General features: G+C 73.6%; 20 protein-coding genes and 1 riboswitch. Of the genes, 10 read left to right on the forward strand and 10 right to left on the reverse strand.

Annotation, left to right across the window (positions count from 1 at the left end):
- Positions 1-80 precede the first annotated feature (80 nt).
- The 6 genes from EIZ62_RS28540 to bioB are packed head-to-tail and all read right to left on the reverse strand — an operon-like array spanning position 81 to position 5,163.
- Positions 81-860: an SDR family NAD(P)-dependent oxidoreductase gene (locus EIZ62_RS28540; protein ID WP_156695542.1), complete on the reverse strand. Its 780-nt coding sequence runs from the start codon at positions 858-860 to the stop codon at positions 81-83.
- 52 nt (positions 861-912) lie between these two features.
- Positions 913-1,557, reverse strand: a complete 645-nt coding sequence (locus tag EIZ62_RS28545; protein ID WP_156695543.1) for a class I SAM-dependent methyltransferase — start codon at positions 1,555-1,557, stop codon at positions 913-915.
- A gap of 59 nt (positions 1,558-1,616) precedes the next feature.
- Positions 1,617-1,961 carry a VOC family protein gene (locus EIZ62_RS28550; protein ID WP_156695544.1) on the reverse strand — a complete coding sequence of 115 codons (345 nt, stop codon included), beginning with the start codon at positions 1,959-1,961 and terminating at the stop codon, positions 1,617-1,619.
- Positions 1,962-1,963: 2 nt separating this feature from the next.
- Positions 1,964-2,683, reverse strand: a complete 720-nt coding sequence (gene bioD, locus EIZ62_RS28555; RefSeq protein WP_156695545.1) for a dethiobiotin synthase — start codon at positions 2,681-2,683, stop codon at positions 1,964-1,966.
- A gap of 1 nt (position 2,684) precedes the next feature.
- A complete protein-coding gene (locus EIZ62_RS28560; RefSeq protein WP_156695546.1) occupies positions 2,685-3,989 on the reverse strand; it encodes an adenosylmethionine--8-amino-7-oxononanoate transaminase in 1,305 nt (434 codons plus the stop codon).
- Positions 3,982-5,163, reverse strand: a complete 1,182-nt coding sequence (gene bioB, locus EIZ62_RS28565) for a biotin synthase BioB (protein ID WP_156695547.1) — start codon at positions 5,161-5,163, stop codon at positions 3,982-3,984. The genes EIZ62_RS28560 and bioB overlap by 8 nt, the downstream gene beginning before the upstream one ends.
- A gap of 143 nt (positions 5,164-5,306) precedes the next feature.
- Here bioB and EIZ62_RS28570 point away from each other — a divergent pair, with 143 nt between their 5' ends.
- Positions 5,307-6,542, forward strand: a complete 1,236-nt coding sequence (locus EIZ62_RS28570) for an 8-amino-7-oxononanoate synthase (protein ID WP_156695548.1) — start codon at positions 5,307-5,309, stop codon at positions 6,540-6,542.
- 245 nt (positions 6,543-6,787) lie between these two features.
- Entirely contained in the window at positions 6,788-7,219 is a 432-nt protein-coding gene (locus EIZ62_RS28575; RefSeq protein WP_156695549.1) for an ATP-binding protein, read from the forward strand.
- 66 nt (positions 7,220-7,285) lie between these two features.
- On the opposite strand, the gene EIZ62_RS28580 is transcribed toward EIZ62_RS28575, so the two are convergent.
- From EIZ62_RS28580 to EIZ62_RS28590, 3 genes are all read right to left on the reverse strand, one after another.
- Entirely contained in the window at positions 7,286-7,762 is a 477-nt protein-coding gene (locus EIZ62_RS28580) for a C40 family peptidase (protein WP_156695550.1), read from the reverse strand.
- 3 nt (positions 7,763-7,765) lie between these two features.
- Positions 7,766-7,938: riboswitch (cyclic di-AMP (ydaO/yuaA leader) on the reverse strand.
- 328 nt (positions 7,939-8,266) lie between these two features.
- The gene (locus EIZ62_RS28585) at positions 8,267-8,584 is read right to left on the reverse strand and encodes a hypothetical protein (protein ID WP_156695551.1); all 318 of its coding nucleotides are present in this window, start codon (positions 8,582-8,584) and stop codon (positions 8,267-8,269) included.
- A gap of 3 nt (positions 8,585-8,587) precedes the next feature.
- Positions 8,588-9,196, reverse strand: a complete 609-nt coding sequence (locus EIZ62_RS28590) for an ATP-dependent Clp protease proteolytic subunit (protein WP_156695552.1) — start codon at positions 9,194-9,196, stop codon at positions 8,588-8,590.
- A 60-nt stretch (positions 9,197-9,256) separates the two neighbouring features.
- Between EIZ62_RS28590 and EIZ62_RS28595 the strand changes: the two genes are divergently transcribed.
- Positions 9,257-9,559 (forward strand): type II toxin-antitoxin system Phd/YefM family antitoxin, encoded by a 303-nt coding sequence (locus tag EIZ62_RS28595; RefSeq protein ID WP_156695553.1) that lies wholly within the window; start codon positions 9,257-9,259, stop codon positions 9,557-9,559.
- 32 nt (positions 9,560-9,591) lie between these two features.
- On the opposite strand, the gene EIZ62_RS28600 is transcribed toward EIZ62_RS28595, so the two are convergent.
- The gene (locus tag EIZ62_RS28600; RefSeq protein WP_156695554.1) at positions 9,592-10,566 is read right to left on the reverse strand and encodes an ABC transporter permease; all 975 of its coding nucleotides are present in this window, start codon (positions 10,564-10,566) and stop codon (positions 9,592-9,594) included.
- 145 nt (positions 10,567-10,711) lie between these two features.
- Here EIZ62_RS28600 and EIZ62_RS28605 point away from each other — a divergent pair, with 145 nt between their 5' ends.
- The 7 genes from EIZ62_RS28605 (at position 10,712) to EIZ62_RS28635 (ending at position 15,956) form a co-directional block, all read left to right on the forward strand.
- Positions 10,712-11,338 (forward strand): TetR/AcrR family transcriptional regulator, encoded by a 627-nt coding sequence (locus tag EIZ62_RS28605; protein ID WP_156695555.1) that lies wholly within the window; start codon positions 10,712-10,714, stop codon positions 11,336-11,338.
- Positions 11,339-11,474: 136 nt separating this feature from the next.
- Positions 11,475-11,777: an urease subunit gamma gene (locus EIZ62_RS28610; protein ID WP_156695556.1), complete on the forward strand. Its 303-nt coding sequence runs from the start codon at positions 11,475-11,477 to the stop codon at positions 11,775-11,777.
- Positions 11,778-11,792: 15 nt separating this feature from the next.
- The gene (locus EIZ62_RS28615) at positions 11,793-12,104 is read left to right on the forward strand and encodes an urease subunit beta (protein WP_156695557.1); all 312 of its coding nucleotides are present in this window, start codon (positions 11,793-11,795) and stop codon (positions 12,102-12,104) included.
- Positions 12,097-13,833 carry an urease subunit alpha gene (locus tag EIZ62_RS28620; protein ID WP_156695558.1) on the forward strand — a complete coding sequence of 579 codons (1,737 nt, stop codon included), beginning with the start codon at positions 12,097-12,099 and terminating at the stop codon, positions 13,831-13,833. Before EIZ62_RS28615 ends, EIZ62_RS28620 begins: the two co-directional genes overlap by 8 nt.
- 23 nt (positions 13,834-13,856) lie before the next feature.
- Complete coding sequence (locus EIZ62_RS28625; protein WP_156695559.1) at positions 13,857-14,519, forward strand: urease accessory protein UreF; 663 nt, start codon at positions 13,857-13,859, stop codon at positions 14,517-14,519.
- A gap of 19 nt (positions 14,520-14,538) precedes the next feature.
- Positions 14,539-15,222: an urease accessory protein UreG gene (gene ureG, locus EIZ62_RS28630; protein WP_156695560.1), complete on the forward strand. Its 684-nt coding sequence runs from the start codon at positions 14,539-14,541 to the stop codon at positions 15,220-15,222.
- The gene (locus tag EIZ62_RS28635; RefSeq protein WP_156695561.1) at positions 15,219-15,956 is read left to right on the forward strand and encodes an urease accessory protein UreD; all 738 of its coding nucleotides are present in this window, start codon (positions 15,219-15,221) and stop codon (positions 15,954-15,956) included. The genes ureG and EIZ62_RS28635 overlap by 4 nt, the downstream gene beginning before the upstream one ends.
- Positions 15,957-15,978 lie beyond the last annotated feature (22 nt).

The following is a 15,978-nucleotide window of genomic DNA, read 5'->3' on the forward strand; positions in this document are numbered from 1 at the left end:
CAAGGCGATCACCCTAGTCGAAACGCACACCGCACCGAACGCGGGACGCACACGGCCGGCGAACCGCGCGGCCGGGCACGTCAGTGGACGGACAGCCCGCCGTCGACGAAGAGCGAGTGCCCGGTCACGTACCCGGCCGACGGGCTCGCCAGGAACACCGCCGCCCCGGCGAAGTCCTCCGCCAGCCCGTTGCGGCCCACCATCGTGCGCGCGGCCAGCGCGGCGACCGTCTCGGCGTCGTCCTGGAGCCGGGCGTTGAGCGGTGTCAGCACGAAGCCCGGCACCAGCGTGTTGCATGTGACCCCGTGCGCCGACCACGCCTCGGCCTGCGAACGGGCCAGCGACTCGAGGCCCCCCTTCGACACCCCGTACGCCCCGCTCTGCACGAACGCCCGGTGCGCCTGCTGCGAGGTGACGTGGATGATCCGGCCGTAGCCCCGCTCCGCCATGCCCGGCCCGAAACGCTCGCCGAGCAGGAAGGGGGCCTCCAGGTTCACCGCCATCGTGGCGTCCCAGACGTCCTCGCCCACCCGTCCCATCGGCGGCCGCAGGTTGATCCCGGCGCTGTTGACGAGGATGTCGGGCTCCCCGTACACCTCCGCCGCGGCCTCGGCGGCCGCCCGCACCCCGTCACGGGTGGACAGGTCGCCGCTCACCCACGCGGCCCGGCAGCCGTCCGCGGCCAGCTCGTCGACCGTGGCCGCCAGCTCCGCCTCGCGGCGCGCGACGACCACGGTGCTCGCCCCCGCCCGCGCGAGGGCACCCGCGATCGCCCGGCCGATACCGGAACTGCCGCCCGTCACCAGGGCGACCCGGCCGTCCAGCGAGAACAGGTTCGAGAGGTACGCGTGCGCAGTCATGCCCGCACCCTAGTGTGATCACCCCACGCGGGCCGCACACGGCGGTGCGGGCTCAGTCCGGCCGCCTGGCCACCCCGAGCACGCAGAAGGACGTCGGTGTCGCCGGGCCCTGCTCCGGGATGCGGAACCGGCGGTGCGAGGCGATCTCGAACCCGGCCGCCTCGATCGCGGCCAGCGGGTCGCGCGCCGTGTGGCAGCCCCCGAACAGCAGCGGCCACACCGTGCGGTCCAGCACCCGCTGGGCCGTCGCCGCGGCCCGCCCCCCGGCGACGCCGTGCTCGAAGAAGCGCAGCTCGCCCCCCGGCCGCAGCACCCGCCGCAGCTCGCCGAGCGCACGCGGCAGGTCCCGCACCGTGCACAGCACCAGCGACGCGACCGCCGCGTCGTACGCCTCGCTCTTCACCGGCAGCGCCTCCGCCACACCCGGCACCACGTCCACCGGCACGTCGGCGCGCAGCCCCGCGGTGGCCGCCAGCTGCCGCAGCCGCCGCTCGGGCTCGATCGCGACGACCTCCGACACGGCGGCCGGGTAGTGCGCGAAGTTCAGCCCGTTGCCCGCGCCGACCTCGATGACCCGGCCGGACAGCCCGGCGAGCAGCTCCCGCCGGTACCCGGCGACCCCGCCGCGGGTGTCCATGGTGACGCTCATGCGCGCGTAGAAGCGGGCGAACAGAGGGTGGTGGACGGTGTCCCGCATCACGGACCTCCTGGGAGACGGCCGACGGTCCCGGACCCGACACCGTCAGTGTCCCCCCGTCAGCCGGACACGAAGCAGAACTCGTTGCCCTCCGGGTCGCGCAGCACCTGGAAGTGGCCGTGCTCGTCCGCCACGACGCCGCCCAGCCGCACCGCGCCGAGGGCCACCGCCGCCTCCGTGGCGGCGGCCACGTCGCCCCCCTCCAGGTCCAGGTGCAGCCGGTTCTTCACGGCCTTGCCCTCCGGTACGCGCTGGAAGGCCACCCGGACGAAGTCCGGCGGGTCGACGTATGACCAGTCCGGGCTCCGGTCGACCGGCTCGCCGCCCAGCAGCGCGGCCCAGAACCGGGCCAGCGCGGCCGGGTCGGCGCAGTCGAACACCATTTCACTGACGACAGCTCGCATGATCAGGAGCGTACGGCCGCGGCGAACGCGTCCGCATCCCAGATGCCGCCGAGAGCCGGGGCCAGCCACCGGCCCGCCCGGGCCCGGAACACGTCCGGCGGCAGCGCGCCCGCGCCCGAGGGCACCGCGCCCAGCAGCGGAGCGCCCGCGACTTTCGGCAGGTCCGTGACGTTGCACCGCTCCGCGAGCCCCGGCTCGTCCGGCCAGCTGCCGACGACCAGGCCCGCCTGCACCAGCCCGCGCGCCCGCAGCGCCTCCGCGGTGAGCGTCACCATGTTGAGCGTGCCGAGCCCGGCGGGCGCCACCACCAGCACCGGGGCGTCCAGCAGCCGGGCGGCGTCGGCGAGCGTGCCGCCCTCCTCGTCGTACCGCACGAGCAGTCCGCCCGCGCCCTCGACCAGCACCAGGTCGTGCTCGTCCGCCAGCTTGGCCGCGGCGTCGGCCACCTCGGCCGGGCCCACCGGCGCCATCCCGGCCCGCCGGGCGGCCGTGTCCGGTGCCAACGGCTCGGGGAACCGGGCCAGTTCGGCGGCGGTGACCCCGCCCCCGGCGAGCCGCACGACCTCGTCCGCGTCACCGCGTTCCGCCGGTGCGACCCCGGTCTGCGCGGGCTTCAGCACGGCCACCGAGCGGCCCGCCGCCCGTGCCACCGCCGCGAGCGCCGCCGTGACGACGGTCTTGCCGATCTCCGTGCCCGTACCGCTGACGACCAGTACCGACATGTCATCCCTCCCGCGCGGCCGCGAACACCCCGCGGCAGATCCGTGCCACGTCCTCGTCACCCGTGACGTAGGGCGGCATCACGTACACCAGGTCCCGGAACGGCCGCAGCCACACGCCCTCGCGGACCGCCGCCGCCGTCGCGGCCGCCATGTCCACCGGGTGGTCCAGCTGCACGACGCCGATCGCGCCGAGCACGCGCACGTCGCGCACGCCGGGCAGCTCGCCGGCCGGCGCCAGCCCGTCCCGGAGTCCCGTTCCGATCCGCTTGACCTCCTGCTGCCAGTCCTGGCCCAGCAGCAGATCGATCGATGCGCACGCCACCGCCGTGGCCAGCGGGTTGCCCATGAACGTCGGGCCGTGCGCCAGCACCGGCACCTCGCCCCGCGAGATGCCGTCCGCCACACGGCTGGCGCACAGCGTCGCCGCCAGCGACAGGTAGCCGCCGGTCAGGGCCTTGCCCAGGCACATCACGTCCGGCGCCACGCGCGCGTGCTCCGCCGCGAACAGCGTGCCCGTGCGCCCGAACCCGGTCGCGATCTCGTCGAACACCAGGAGCACGTCGTGCGCGTCGCACGCCTCCCGCAGCACCCGCAGGTACTCCGGGTCGTGGAACCGCATCCCGCCCGCGCCCTGCACCACCGGCTCGACGATCACCGCCGCCAGCTGGTCCGCGTGGCGCCCGATCGCCTCCCGCAGCTCCCGCGCGTACGACTCCTCGTACTCCGCCGGGGGCGGTCCCACGAAGACCTGCCGCGGCAGCGCGCCGGACCACAGCTCGTGCATCCCGCCCTCGGGGTCGCACACCGACATCGGCTGCCACGTGTCGCCGTGGTAGCCGCCGCGCCAGGTCAGCAGCCGCTGCTTGGCGGGCCGGCCCACCGAGCGCCAGTACTGGAGGCACATCTTGATCGCGACCTCGACCGACACCGAGCCGGAGTCGCAGAGGAACACGTGGCGCAGCGGCTCCGGAGTGATCTCGACCAGCCGCGTGGCGAGGCGCACGGCGGGCTCGTGGGTGAGCCCGCCGAACATCACATGGCTCATCCGGTCCAGCTGACCGCGCGCCGCCTCGTTGAGCACCGGGTGGTTGTAGCCGTGGACGGCGGACCACCAGGACGACATGCCGTCGACCAGTTCGTCGTGCCCGTGCGCCGGTTCGGCGAGCCGCACCCGCACCCCGGAGGCGGACTCCACGACGAGCGGGTCGGTACGGCCGGGCATCGGACCGTACGGGTGCCACACATGCGCCCGGTCGAGCGCGATCAGCCCGGCCGCGTCGAGCCCGGCCCCGGTGCCGTCACGCATTGGGCGCGAGGTCGGTGCCGGCGCCCCGGCGGCGCACGGCCACCAGGTCGGTACGGGCCTGGTCGGTACGGGCCGTGTCGGTGGCCACCGGCTGCGCGGGCGCGGGCTCCTCGGAGCCGCACACCGAACCCGAGCCGCACCCGCCACCGGTGCCGCAGGACGAGGCGTCCGCGCGGTGCTCGGGCAGGGTGGTGGTGTCCGTGCCCTCCACCTCGAAGCCGGCGTCCGCGATCATGTCCAGGTCCGCCTTGCCCGCCTGGCCCTCACTGGTGAGGTAGTCGCCCAGGAAGATCGAGTTGGCCAGGTGCAGGGCCAGCGGCTGGAGCGAACGCAGGTGCACCTCGCGTCCGCCGGCCAGCCGGACCTCCACGTCCGGGCACACGAACCGGACCATCGCCAGGATGCGCAGCGCCCGCTGCGGGGTCAGGTTCCACTCCTTGGCGAGCGGCGTGCCCTCGAAGGGGATCAGGAAGTTCACCGGGACCGAGTCCGGGTCCAGCTCGCGCAGCGCGTACACGACGTCGACCAGGTCCTCGTCGCTCTCGCCCATGCCCGCGATCAGACCGGAGCACGCGGACAGACCCGCCGCGTGCGCCTTCTGCACCGTGTCGACCCGGTCCGCGTAGGTGTGCGTGGTCGTGATGTCCCCGTACGTCCCCTCGGACGTGTTGAGGTTGTGGTTGTACGCGTCGGCGCCGGCCGACCGCAGCCGCTCCGCCTGGCCGTCCGAGAGCAGCCCGAGGCACGCGCAGACCTCGACGCCCTCGTTCTCCTCCTTGATCGCCTCGATGGTCTTCGAGACGCGGTCGACGTCCCGGTCCGTCGGGCCGCGGCCGCTGGCCACCAGGCAGACCCGCTTGGCGCCGCCGGCGACACCCGCGGCGGCGGCCTTGGACGCCTCCTCCGGCTTCAGCCAGGTGTACTTGAGGATCTCCGCCTTCGAACCGAGCCGCTGGGAGCAGTATGAGCAGTCCTCGGGACACAGGCCGGACTTGAGGTTGACCAGGTAGTTGAGCTTCACCCGCCGTCCGAACCACTGACGGCGTACCTTCCCGGCCGCGGCCACCACATCGAGCAGCTCGTCGTCCGAGGTCGCCAGCACGGCGAGCGCTTCTTCGCGGGTCGGCAGCTCGCGCCGAAGCCCCTTGTCCACCAGCGTGTTCAGCAGGTCCATGACGCAGATCCTGGCCTACGGCACGGCCCCGGGCCAAGGAGGAACTCCACAGGAGAGTCCGTTTCGAGTGTGTGTATAACCACACTCCGGTACCACCCCACCACCATTAGGGTCTGTTCGCTGTCTACAAAAGGGAACCGGACATGCCCCAGGCTCCGCTCGACCCGCCGCCCGCCTCCCCGTCCGGGCCGCCGCCCGCCACACCCTCCGGCCCGTCCTCCGGCCCGCCTGCCGCCGCGCCCTTCGGATGGATCGACGCCGAGGCGCGCCGCCGGGCGGACGCGGGTCTCGTCCGGACCCTCCGCCCCCGGCCGGCCGAGCCCGACGTCCTGGACCTGGCGAGCAACGACTACCTCGGCCTCACGCACCACCCCGCCATCACCGCGGCCGCCGCCGAGGCGGCCCGCCGCTGGGGCGCGGGCGCCACGGGCTCGCGCCTGGTGACCGGGACGACCGAGCTGCACGGCGAGCTGGAGCGGGAACTGGCCGCGTACTGCGGGTTCGAGGCGGCCCTGGTGTTCTCGTCCGGTTACGCCGCCAACCTCGCCGCCCTGACCGCGCTGAGCGCCCGGGGCTCGCTGATCGTCTCCGACGCGGGCAACCACGCCTCGATCGTCGACGGCTGCCGGCTCTCGCGCGCCGAGACCGCGGTCGTCCCGCACGCCGAGCCCGACGCGGTCGCCAAGACCCTCGGCGCCCACCCGGGACGCCAGGCGCTGGTGGTCACCGACTCGGTCTTCTCCGTCGACGGTGACGCGGCGCCGCTGGCCGGACTGGCGGCGGCGTGCCGGGAGCACGGTGCCGCGCTGGTGGTCGACGACGCGCACGGCCTGGGCGTCCTGGGCGAGGGCGGGCGGGGCGCGCTGCACGCGGCGGGGCTCGCGGGCGACCCGGACGTGGTCGCCACGCTCACCCTCTCCAAGTCGCTGGGCAGCCAGGGCGGGGCGGTCCTCGGTCCCGCCCGGGTGATCGACCACCTGGTCAACGCCGCCCGGACGTTCATCTTCGACACCGGGCTCGCCCCGGCCGCCGTGGGCGCAGCCCTGGCGAGCCTGCGGCTGCTGCGCGCCGAGCCGGACCTCGCCGGCCGGGCGCGTACGGTGGCGTCCACCCTGCACGCCCGGCTGACCGCCGCGGGGCTGACCGCGGTGCGGCCGGACGCCGCCGTGGTGTCGGTGCGGGCCCCCTCCCCGGAGCAGGCCGTGCGGTGGGCCGCCGACTGCCGGGCCGAGGGGCTCGCGGTGGGGTGCTTCCGGCCGCCGTCGGTGCCCGACGGCATCTCGCGCCTCCGTCTCACCGCCCGAGCCGACTTGACGGAACGTCAACTGGACGAGGCGGTCGCGACGATCCTCCGCACCTCACCGGTCCCGGTCGGCTGAGCGGTCCTGCCTTACGTCACCGTCTCCCGGGCCGCCGGACCAACCCACCAGTTTGCCGCCCAAATCCGGTCTCGAGTAGCAGAGTTCACCGCTTCGGGCGACAGATATATGCGGATCCTGGTGGATCGCCCCCATCAGGAGCGACATAAGTGGCAGTCTGGCGCGAAGCGCAATCCGAGGCCGTCCTCACAAAACATCCGGTTCGTGTCGGAGTCCGGCCCCGGTGGGAAAGGGACAGCGTCGCCATGGCGGACCATCAGGAAGCATCCATCACCCTGCCGAGCGATCCCGTCTCGGTCTCCGCCGCCCGGAGATACGTGGCGGGCGTCCTCAGCGAATGGGGGCTCCCCGATGGGGCCGAGACCGCCGACACCGTACGGCTGATCGTCTCGGAACTCGCCACCAACGCCGTCCAGCACACCTTCGGGCAGTCGCCGACCTTCACGGTGGACGTCCGGCTGGAGCGGGACGAGCGGCTGCGCATCGGGGTCACGGACAGCCACCCGCGCTGGCCGCAGCGGCTGCCCGCCGCCGTACAGCAGGACAACGGGCGCGGCATGGTGATCATCCGCTGGCTCGCCGCGGAGTGCGGCGGACGCCTCTCGGTCACCCCCACCGCGGAGGGCGGCAAGACGGTCTGGATCGCACTGCCCTGGTCGGTCCCGGTCCAGACCTGACCGCCCGCGGTGCGGGTGCGCCGGACGCGCCCGGCCGCCCCCGCACCACGGGTCATCGCCGGACGATCAGCGGACGCGTCCGTACCAGACGGACTTCGACCAGATCTTGTCCAGCTTCACCACCGAACCCGACTTCGGTGAGTGCCAGATCTTGTTGTTACCCGCGTAGATCCCGACGTGGTAGACGTTGCTCCCCCGATGGAAGAAGACCAGGTCACCCTTCTGCCGGCTCGACGCCGAGATGTGCCGGGTCTTGTTGTACTGCTGCTGCGCCGTACGCGGCAGGGTCTTGCCGGCCTTCTTGTACGAGTAGAGCGTGAGCCCCGAGCAGTCGAACCGGGACGGGCCCACCGCTCCGTACTTGTAGGGTGCGCCCTTCTTGGACGCGGCGACGTTCAGCGCCTTGCCGGCGTACGCCGGGGCGGCCTGCGCCTCGGACACGGCGCCGGGCGCCAGCATCGTGCCGCCGACGGCGGCGAGGGTGAGTGCCGAGACGGCACCCGCCCGGGACAGCAGAGACGGGACATGAATCTGCGCGGTCATGCGCAACCCTTCGTCAGCCGCCTGTGAAGGATGACCTGTCGGGTTCGGGCTGGCGAAGTTGCCCGGCCGCTCGCGCGGCTTCACCCCAAGGGCGACCGATGGGACGTACATCGTTCGGTCACCCGTACTGCTCGGGTCCTCCACTCCTGCCGATCCACTCCTGTCGACCAGTCATCCGGACGGCGGCAGGACTCGGCGTCCGCCCGGACCGCCCCGCCGCGGTGGCGGGGGCTTGTCGTCGTCAGGGATCTTGACCCATCCCGAGGGGAAATTCCGAGTCGAAACGGCCGTTTGTGAGGCTCCTCACGACTGATCCATTCGGGTGGACAGAGCCGATTTGGGGCCCGGCGACGTGACATCGACGATCCCCGTACCAGCGGCGGAACCTGATATTCCGCCAGATGCGTACGCGTGCTGCGCAACTCGCGTCGTCCGAAATTCGTCCGAATGCGTAGGCTGAACGAGGGAGCGGTTCTCGTACTCCTGAGCCCGTTCGGGGGAGGGCTACGTCGGTCCCACGCCTCGATTGTGAGGGACTGTCACGCGACCCGCGCGCCGTTCGCCGTCAAGCACCCGCAGGGCTCGCGCCAGCGTATGGGCATGTACTTCGCTCTCGCCGCGCTCGTGCATCCAGGTCAGGGCCTCGCGCAGCGCCGTCGCGCGCCCCACGAGGGCCTGCGCCGCGCGCAGGGCGCTGTACGTATGGGTGGCCCGCGCCGGGTTGGTCCGCCCCAGCAGGTCGACCGCTTCGAGCCAGCTGTCGACGAACGCGCTTTCGGCCCGGGTGAGCGCGGGGAGCGGCGGATGCTCCGGTGGCAGCACCGCTCACCTCCCGCGCCGGGGCACGACCTGGTCCACCAGGCCGTACGCCACGGCGGCGGACGCGTCGAGGAACGTGTCTCGCTCCAGGTCGGCGTCGACGCGCTCCCGGCTCCGGCCGGTGTGGAGGGCCAGGATCGCCGCCAGTTGGCCGCGCAGCCGGAGCAACTCGTCCGCGTGGATGCCGAGATCCGTCGGCCGGCCGTGCAACGGCTCGTCGAAGGACGGCTGCTGGATCAGCACGCGCGCGCCGGGCAGGGCCATGCGCTTGCCGGGCGCGCCCGCCGCGAGCAGGGCGGCGGCGGTCGACGCGGCCTGCCCGATGCAGGTCGTCTCCACGTCGCAGCGGATCGCCCGCATGGTGTCGTAGACGGCCGTCATGGCGCTGACCGGACCGCCGGGCGAGTTGATGTAGAGCGCGATGTCCCGGTCGGGCGCGGCGTGTTCCAGGTGCAGGAGCTGGACGATCACGTCATTGGCGGCGGTGTCGTCGAGGGGCGTGCCGAGGAGGACGATCCGCTCCTCGAGCAGCTTGGAGTAGGGGTCCAGGGTGCGGGTGCCGGTGCTGGTGCGCTCGGTGAACTCGGGCAGGACATGACGCGCGGCATGGCTCATCGCGCAGCTCCTTGTCTCTGTAAAAAATGTACAGGACGTACATCTCGTTAGAATGGGAGCATGGCCTACGAGATTCCGGTGACGCAAGCCCGGGCTGAGCTCGCCGATCTGATCAACCGTGTCGTCTACGGCGGCGAACGGGTGGTCGTCACACGCCACGGCAAGCCGCTCGTGGCGCTGGTGTCGGCCGCCGACCTGGAACGACTCGAAGCGGAGCGGGAGCCCGCGGAGGCGGGGGAGGAGCAGGTGATCCGCTCCGTCTCCACCGTGCGGGACCTCCCGCCCTCCGCTCCGGGCGAACAGAGCCGCTTCGGCATCGCCGCCGAACACCGCCCCGGAGGCCCGCCCCGCCCCGGCCACTGACGGCACGCCGCCGGGGCCGGGTCGGGGGCCGGTCAGCCCGCCGGGGCCGGGGCGGCCGGGCGGTGGCGGGTCGCCGTGGGAGCCGTCGCCCGGGTGTGCCGGGCGCCCGCGAGGACCGCGGTCAGGCCCAGGACCGCCCAGGTGACGAGGACGGTCAGTGGCCCGGCCGCCGCGGCGCCGTCGAAGAACGCCACCGAGCGCAGCAGCGACCCGGCCGCACCCGGCGGCAGCAGCTGACCGATCGCCCCGGCGGGCGCGGGCAGCAGTTCCGGTGCTCCGGCCACGCCCGAGAACGGGTTGCCCAGCAGCACGATCACCAGCGCGCCGAGCCCGATGCCCGCCCGGCCGAGCAGTGCCGCGAGCCCCGCGACGGTTCCCCCGACCGCCAGCGTGGTCAGCGCCAGCACGCCCGCCGTGGTCCCCCAGCCGCCGGTGATCACCCCGAGCCAGCTGCCGCCGATCGCGGCGCCCACGACGCCCACCAGGAGCGCGGCGCCCAGGAGTGCGGTCACGGCCCGGGCGCCGCGCAGGCCGGTGAGGGTGACCAGCGCGCCGGCGGCGACTCCCGCGAGGGCGAGCGGCAGGAGGCTCGCCGCCAGCGCGGTGCCCCGGGGGTCGCCCGGCGGCGCGGCCACCACGTCGGTCACCGGCGCGGAGGGCAGCGCGTGCTGGAGCAGCTGGGCGACCACGGGGCTCGCGGCGGTGGCGGTCAGCACCTTCGGCCCGCCCGGCGAGGCGACGACCGCCCCGTATACGTCGCGGTCCTCGATGGCGGCGCGGGCGGCGGTCTCGTCCGGGTAGCGGTGCACGTCGAACGATCCCTCGCCGGCCCGCGCGAAACGCTCCTGGAGCTGGGCGGTCGCGGCGGCGGGGCCGGCCACGCCGACCGGCAGGTCGCGCGGGGCGACGCGGGCGGCGGGCCAGGCGAAGGCCCACAGGGCCAGGGCCGCGAGCACCGGGACGAGGACCACCACCGCGAGGGTGCGGCGGTTCGGGGACGTGGGCATGACGGGGCCTCCATTCCGGCGTGCGCCGGTGCGAAGAGAAAGGTCGCGACCCAAAGAGAAGGATCGTTCGTTTTACGTTCTGGTAGCAGAGTTCACCCGCCCGGCCGCCTTGTCAAGAAGGAACGTTCGTTTTAAGTTGGCCACCATGCCCCGCGTGTCCCAGCACCACCTCGAAGCCCGTCGCCGGCAGATCCTGGACGGCGCCGCCCGCTGCTTCGCCCGCAACGGCTTCCACGCCACCTCGATGGCGGACGTCCTCGGCGAGACGGGCCTGTCGGCCGGCGCCGTCTACCGCTACTTCCGCGGCAAGGAGGAGCTCATCGAGGCGATCGTCACCGAGGTGCTCGAAGCGCTCCGCACCACCTTCGAGACCGCCGCCCGCCAGGCCCCGCCCCCGCCGCCGGACGTTCTGATCGGCCAGGTCATGACCGAGGTGCTGACCGAGCGCTCCGGGCTCTCCTACGACGGCGAGGAGAGCCTGCCCCGGCTGATGATCCAGGTCTGGACCGAGACCCTCCGCAACGAGGACCTGGCCGCCGTGATGCGCGCCGGCTTCCTCAAGGTCCGCGAGGCCTGGGTGCGGGTCGTCCTCGCCTACCAGCGGGCGGGCCTGATGCGCGACGACGTCCCCGCCGAGCACGTCGCCCGCACGATGATCGCCGCGGCGCAGGGATTCGCCGCCCAGCAGGCCCTGTTCGGCGCGGTCCCCGTCGCGGTCCTCCAGGACGGCCTGCGGGCCCTGATGTCCATGGACGGGCAAAGAGCCAGTTAACCTCCCGGAAAAACTTCTGCCCGAGATTGAAATATCTCTGAGCCACACTCGTTTCTGCAGGTCAACAGAGTGTTGAAGCCGGATAGGGTCCCGCTGCGCCCGGGATCGCACCGGGCGGGAGACTGTGAGGTGAAACGTGCAACTGACCCCGCACGAACAGGAACGGCTGCTGATTCACGTCGCCGCCGACGTGGCGGAGAAGCGCAGGGCCCGCGGGGTGAGGCTCAACCACCCCGAGGCCGTCGCCCTCATCACCTCGCACCTCCTGGAGGGCGCCCGCGACGGCCGTACCGTCGCCGAACTCATGGCGTCCGGCCGCAAGGTGCTGACCCGGGACGACGTCATGGACGGCATCCCCGAGATGATCCACGACGTCCAGGTGGAGGCCACCTTCCCGGACGGCACCAAGCTCGTCACCGTCCACGACCCGATCGTCTGACGGGAGGGAGCGCCCATGATCCCCGGCGAGATCCTGTACGCGGACGAGCTCGTCCCCCTCAACGAGGGCCGCCCCGTCACCCGCCTCACCGTCCTCAACGCCGCCGACCGGCCCGTCCAGGTCGGCTCCCACTACCACTTCGCCGAGGCCAACCCCGGCCTCGACTTCGACCGTCCGGCCGCTCACGGCCTGCGGCTGAACATCGCCGCCGGCACCGCCGTACGCTTCGAGCCCGGCATCCCCGTCGACGTGGAACTCGTACCGATCGCCGGGCTGCGCGTCGTCCCCGGCCTGCGCGGGCAGACCGGAGGCCCCCTCGATGACTGAGCTCAGCCGCGTCCTGCTCGACCGGGCCGTCCACGCCGACCTCTTCGGCCCCACCACCGGGGACCGCGTCCGGCTCGCCGACACCGACCTGCTCGTCGAGATCGAGGAGGACCGCTGCGGCGGCCCCGGACGCGCCGGTGACGAGGCGGTGTTCGGCGGGGGCAAGGTCATCCGCGAGTCCATGGGCCAGTCCCGGGCCACCCGCGCCGAGGGCACCCCCGACACGGTCATCACCGGCGCCGTCGTCATCGACCACTGGGGCGTCGTCAAGGCCGACATCGGCATCCGCGACGGCCGGATCACCGGCATCGGCAAGGCCGGCAACCCCGACACCATGGACGGCGTCCACCCCGACCTCGTCATCGGCCCCGAGACGGAGATCATCGCGGGCAACGGCAAGATCCTCACCGCCGGAGCCATCGACGCGCACGTCCACTTCATCTCCCCGACCGTCGTCGAACAGGCCCTGACCTCCGGCATCACCACCCTCGTCGGCGGCGGCACCGGCCCCGCCGAGGGCACCAAGGCCACCACCATCACGCCCGGCCCCTGGCACCTCGCCCGGATGTTCCAGGCACTGGAGACATACCCCGTCAACATCGGGCTCCTGGGTAAGGGCAACACCGTCTCGCACGAGGCGATGCGCTCCCAACTGCGCGGCGGGGCGCTCGGGTTCAAGATCCACGAGGACTGGGGGGCGACGCCGGCGGCCATCGACGCCTGCCTCACCGTGTGCGAGGAGACCGGCGCCCAGCTCGCCATCCACACCGACACGCTCAACGAGGCCGGGTTCGTCGGCGACACCCTCGCCGCCGTCGCGGGCCGCACGATCCACGCCTACCACACCGAAGGGGCGGGCGGCGGTCACGCGCCCGACATCATCACCGTCGTCTCCGAGCCGTACGTCCTGCCCAGCTCCACCAACCCCACCCGGCCGCACACCGTCAACACGCTCGACGAGCACCTCGACATGCTGATGGTCTGCCACCACCTCAACCCGGCCGTCCCCGAGGACCTGGCCTTCGCCGAGTCCCGCATCCGGCCCTCCACCATCGCGGCCGAGGACATCCTCCACGACCTGGGCGCCATCTCGATCATCTCCTCCGACTCCCAGGCCATGGGCCGCGTCGGCGAGGTGATCCTCCGCACCTGGCAGACCGCACACGTGATGAAGCGGCGCCGGGGCGCCCTGCCCGGCGACGGCCGCGCCGACAACCACCGCGCACGCCGCTACGTCGCCAAGTACACGATCAACCCGGCCGTCGCGCAGGGCCTCGACCACGAGATCGGCTCCGTCGAGACCGGCAAGCTCGCCGACCTCGTCCTGTGGGAGCCGGCGTTCTTCGGCGTCAAGCCGCAGACCGTCATCAAGGGCGGCCAGATCGCGTACGCGCAGATGGGCGACGCCAACGCCTCCATCCCCACCCCCCAGCCGGTCATGCCGCGCCCCATGTTCGGCGCCCTGGGCGCCGCCGCGGCGGCGGGCTCGGTCAACTTCGTCACCCAAACCGCCCTCGACGACGGGCTGCCCGAACGCCTCGGCCTCGGCAAGGAGTTCGTCGCCATCACCAGCACCCGGGGCGTCACCAAGGCCGACATGCGGGAGAACGACGCCATGCCGCGCGTCGAGGTCGACGCCGACACCTTCACGGTGACGATCGACGGCGAACCGGTCGACCCGGCGCCGGCCACCGAACTCCCCATGGCCCAGCGCTACTTCCTCTTCTGAGAACTCCTGAGAACACGGTTCCGATGTCACGAGCAGCACTCCTCGTCCTCGCCGACGGCCGGTTCCCCGCGGGCGGGCACGCCCACTCCGGCGGAGCCGAACCGGCCGTCAAGGCGGGCCGCCTGCGAGACGCCCGCGACCTGGAGGCCTTCTGCCGGGGCCGCCTGCACACCACCGGGCTCACCTCCGCCGCCCTGGCGGCCGCGGCGGCCACCGGCCACGACCCCGTGGCGCTCGACGAGGCAGCCGACGCCCGCACCCCGTCAGCCGCGCTGCGCGCCACCGCCCGCAGGCTCGGCCGCCAGATGCTGCGGGCCGCCCGCGCCACCTGGCCGTCCCCCGAACTGGACGCCCTCGCGCGGACCTTCCCGCGCGGCGCCCACCAGCCGATCGTCCTCGGGCTGGCCGCCCGCACCGCGGGCCTCGCCCCCGAGGACGCCGCCCACTGCGTCGCGTACGAGACGGTCGGCGGCCCCGCCACGGCCGCCGTCCGCCTCCTCGGCCTCGACCCCTTCCACGCCACCGCCGTCCTCGCCCGCCTGGCGCCCGACATGGACCAGGTCGCCGAGCGGGCCGCGAAAGCCGCCCGCGACGGCATCGACGCGCTGCCCGCCGCCTCCGCGCCGCTGCTCGACATCACCGCCGAACAGCACGCGGCCTGGCCCGTACGCCTCTTCGCCTCCTGACCCCACCCCTGGAGCACCCATGCACCTCGACCACGGCCACCACGGCCACACCGCCGTCGGCGCCGACGCCCACCGCCCCGACGGCACCCGCCGCGCCCTGCGCATCGGCCTCGGCGGGCCGGTCGGCTCCGGCAAGACCGCCACCGTCGCCGCCCTCTGCCGCGAACTGCGCGACCAGTTGTCCCTCGCCGTCGTCACCAACGACATCTACACCCGCGAGGACGCCGAGTTCCTGCTGCGCAACGCGGTCCTGCCGCCCGAGCGCATCCAGGCCGTGGAGACCGGCGCCTGCCCGCACACCGCGATCCGCGACGACATCTCCGCCAACCTCGAAGCCGTCGAGGACCTGGAGGACGCGGTCGGTCCCCTCGACCTCATCCTGGTCGAGTCCGGCGGCGACAACCTCACCGCCACCTTCTCCAGGGGCTTGGTCGACGCGCAGATCTTCGTCATCGACGTCGCGGGCGGCGACGACATCCCGCGCAAGGGCGGCCCCGGCGTCACCACCGCCGACCTCCTCGTCGTCAACAAGACCGACCTCGCCCCCTACGTCGGCTCCGACCTGGAGCGGATGGCGCGGGACGCCAAGGAGCAGCGCGGCGACCTGCCCGTCGCGTTCACCTCGCTCACCGGCGAGCAGGGGGTCGCCCCGGTCGCCGCGTGGGTACGGGAGCGGCTCGCCGCCTGGACCACCGCCGGATGAGCGTCCGCGCCACCGCCCGGATCGTCGCCGACGCGGACGGCGGCCTGCCGGTCCTGGTCAGCGACGGGCCGCTCGCCCTGCGCCGCACCCGCGCCACCGGCCCGTACACCCGCGTCACCGTCGTGGGCGCCATGACCGCGCCGCTCGGCGGCGACCGGCTGGCCGTCGAGGCGGAGGTGCGCGACGGGGGGCGGCTGACGGTCGACGCGGCGGCGGCGACGGTCGCCCTGCCGGGCCGTGACGCGGGCCGGGCGCGCTACGACGTGCGCCTGACGGTCGGCAGGGGCGCGGAGCTGCGCTGGCTGCCCGAGCAACTGGTCTCCGCCCAGGGCTCGGACCTCCACACCCGTACGACGGCCGACCTGGCCGCAGGCGCCCGCCTGGTCCTGCGCGAGGAACAGGTCCTGGGCCGGCACGGCGAACAGCCCGGCACCCTCACCAGCCGCCTCACCGTCCGCCGCGCCGGGCGCCTGCTGCTGGACCAGGAACTCAGCTACGGTCCGGGGGCGCCGGGCGGCTGGGACGGGGGAGCGGTGCTGGGAGGGCACCGGGCTGTCGGCCAGCTCCTGCTGGTGGACGAGGCCTTCGGTGAGCGGCCGGTCGAGCCCCGGCTCATCGGGGACACCGCCGCGCTCACCCCACTGGCCGGGCCCGCCGCGCTGGTCACGGCGGTCGCCCAGGACGCGCTGCGGCTGCGGCGCGTCCTGGACGAGGCGCTGGCGTCGTTTCGCTGACGGCTTGCGCAGCCGTCAGCGA

This window comes from Streptomyces ficellus (genome assembly GCF_009739905.1).
Classification (GTDB): domain Bacteria; phylum Actinomycetota; class Actinomycetes; order Streptomycetales; family Streptomycetaceae; genus Streptomyces; species Streptomyces ficellus_A.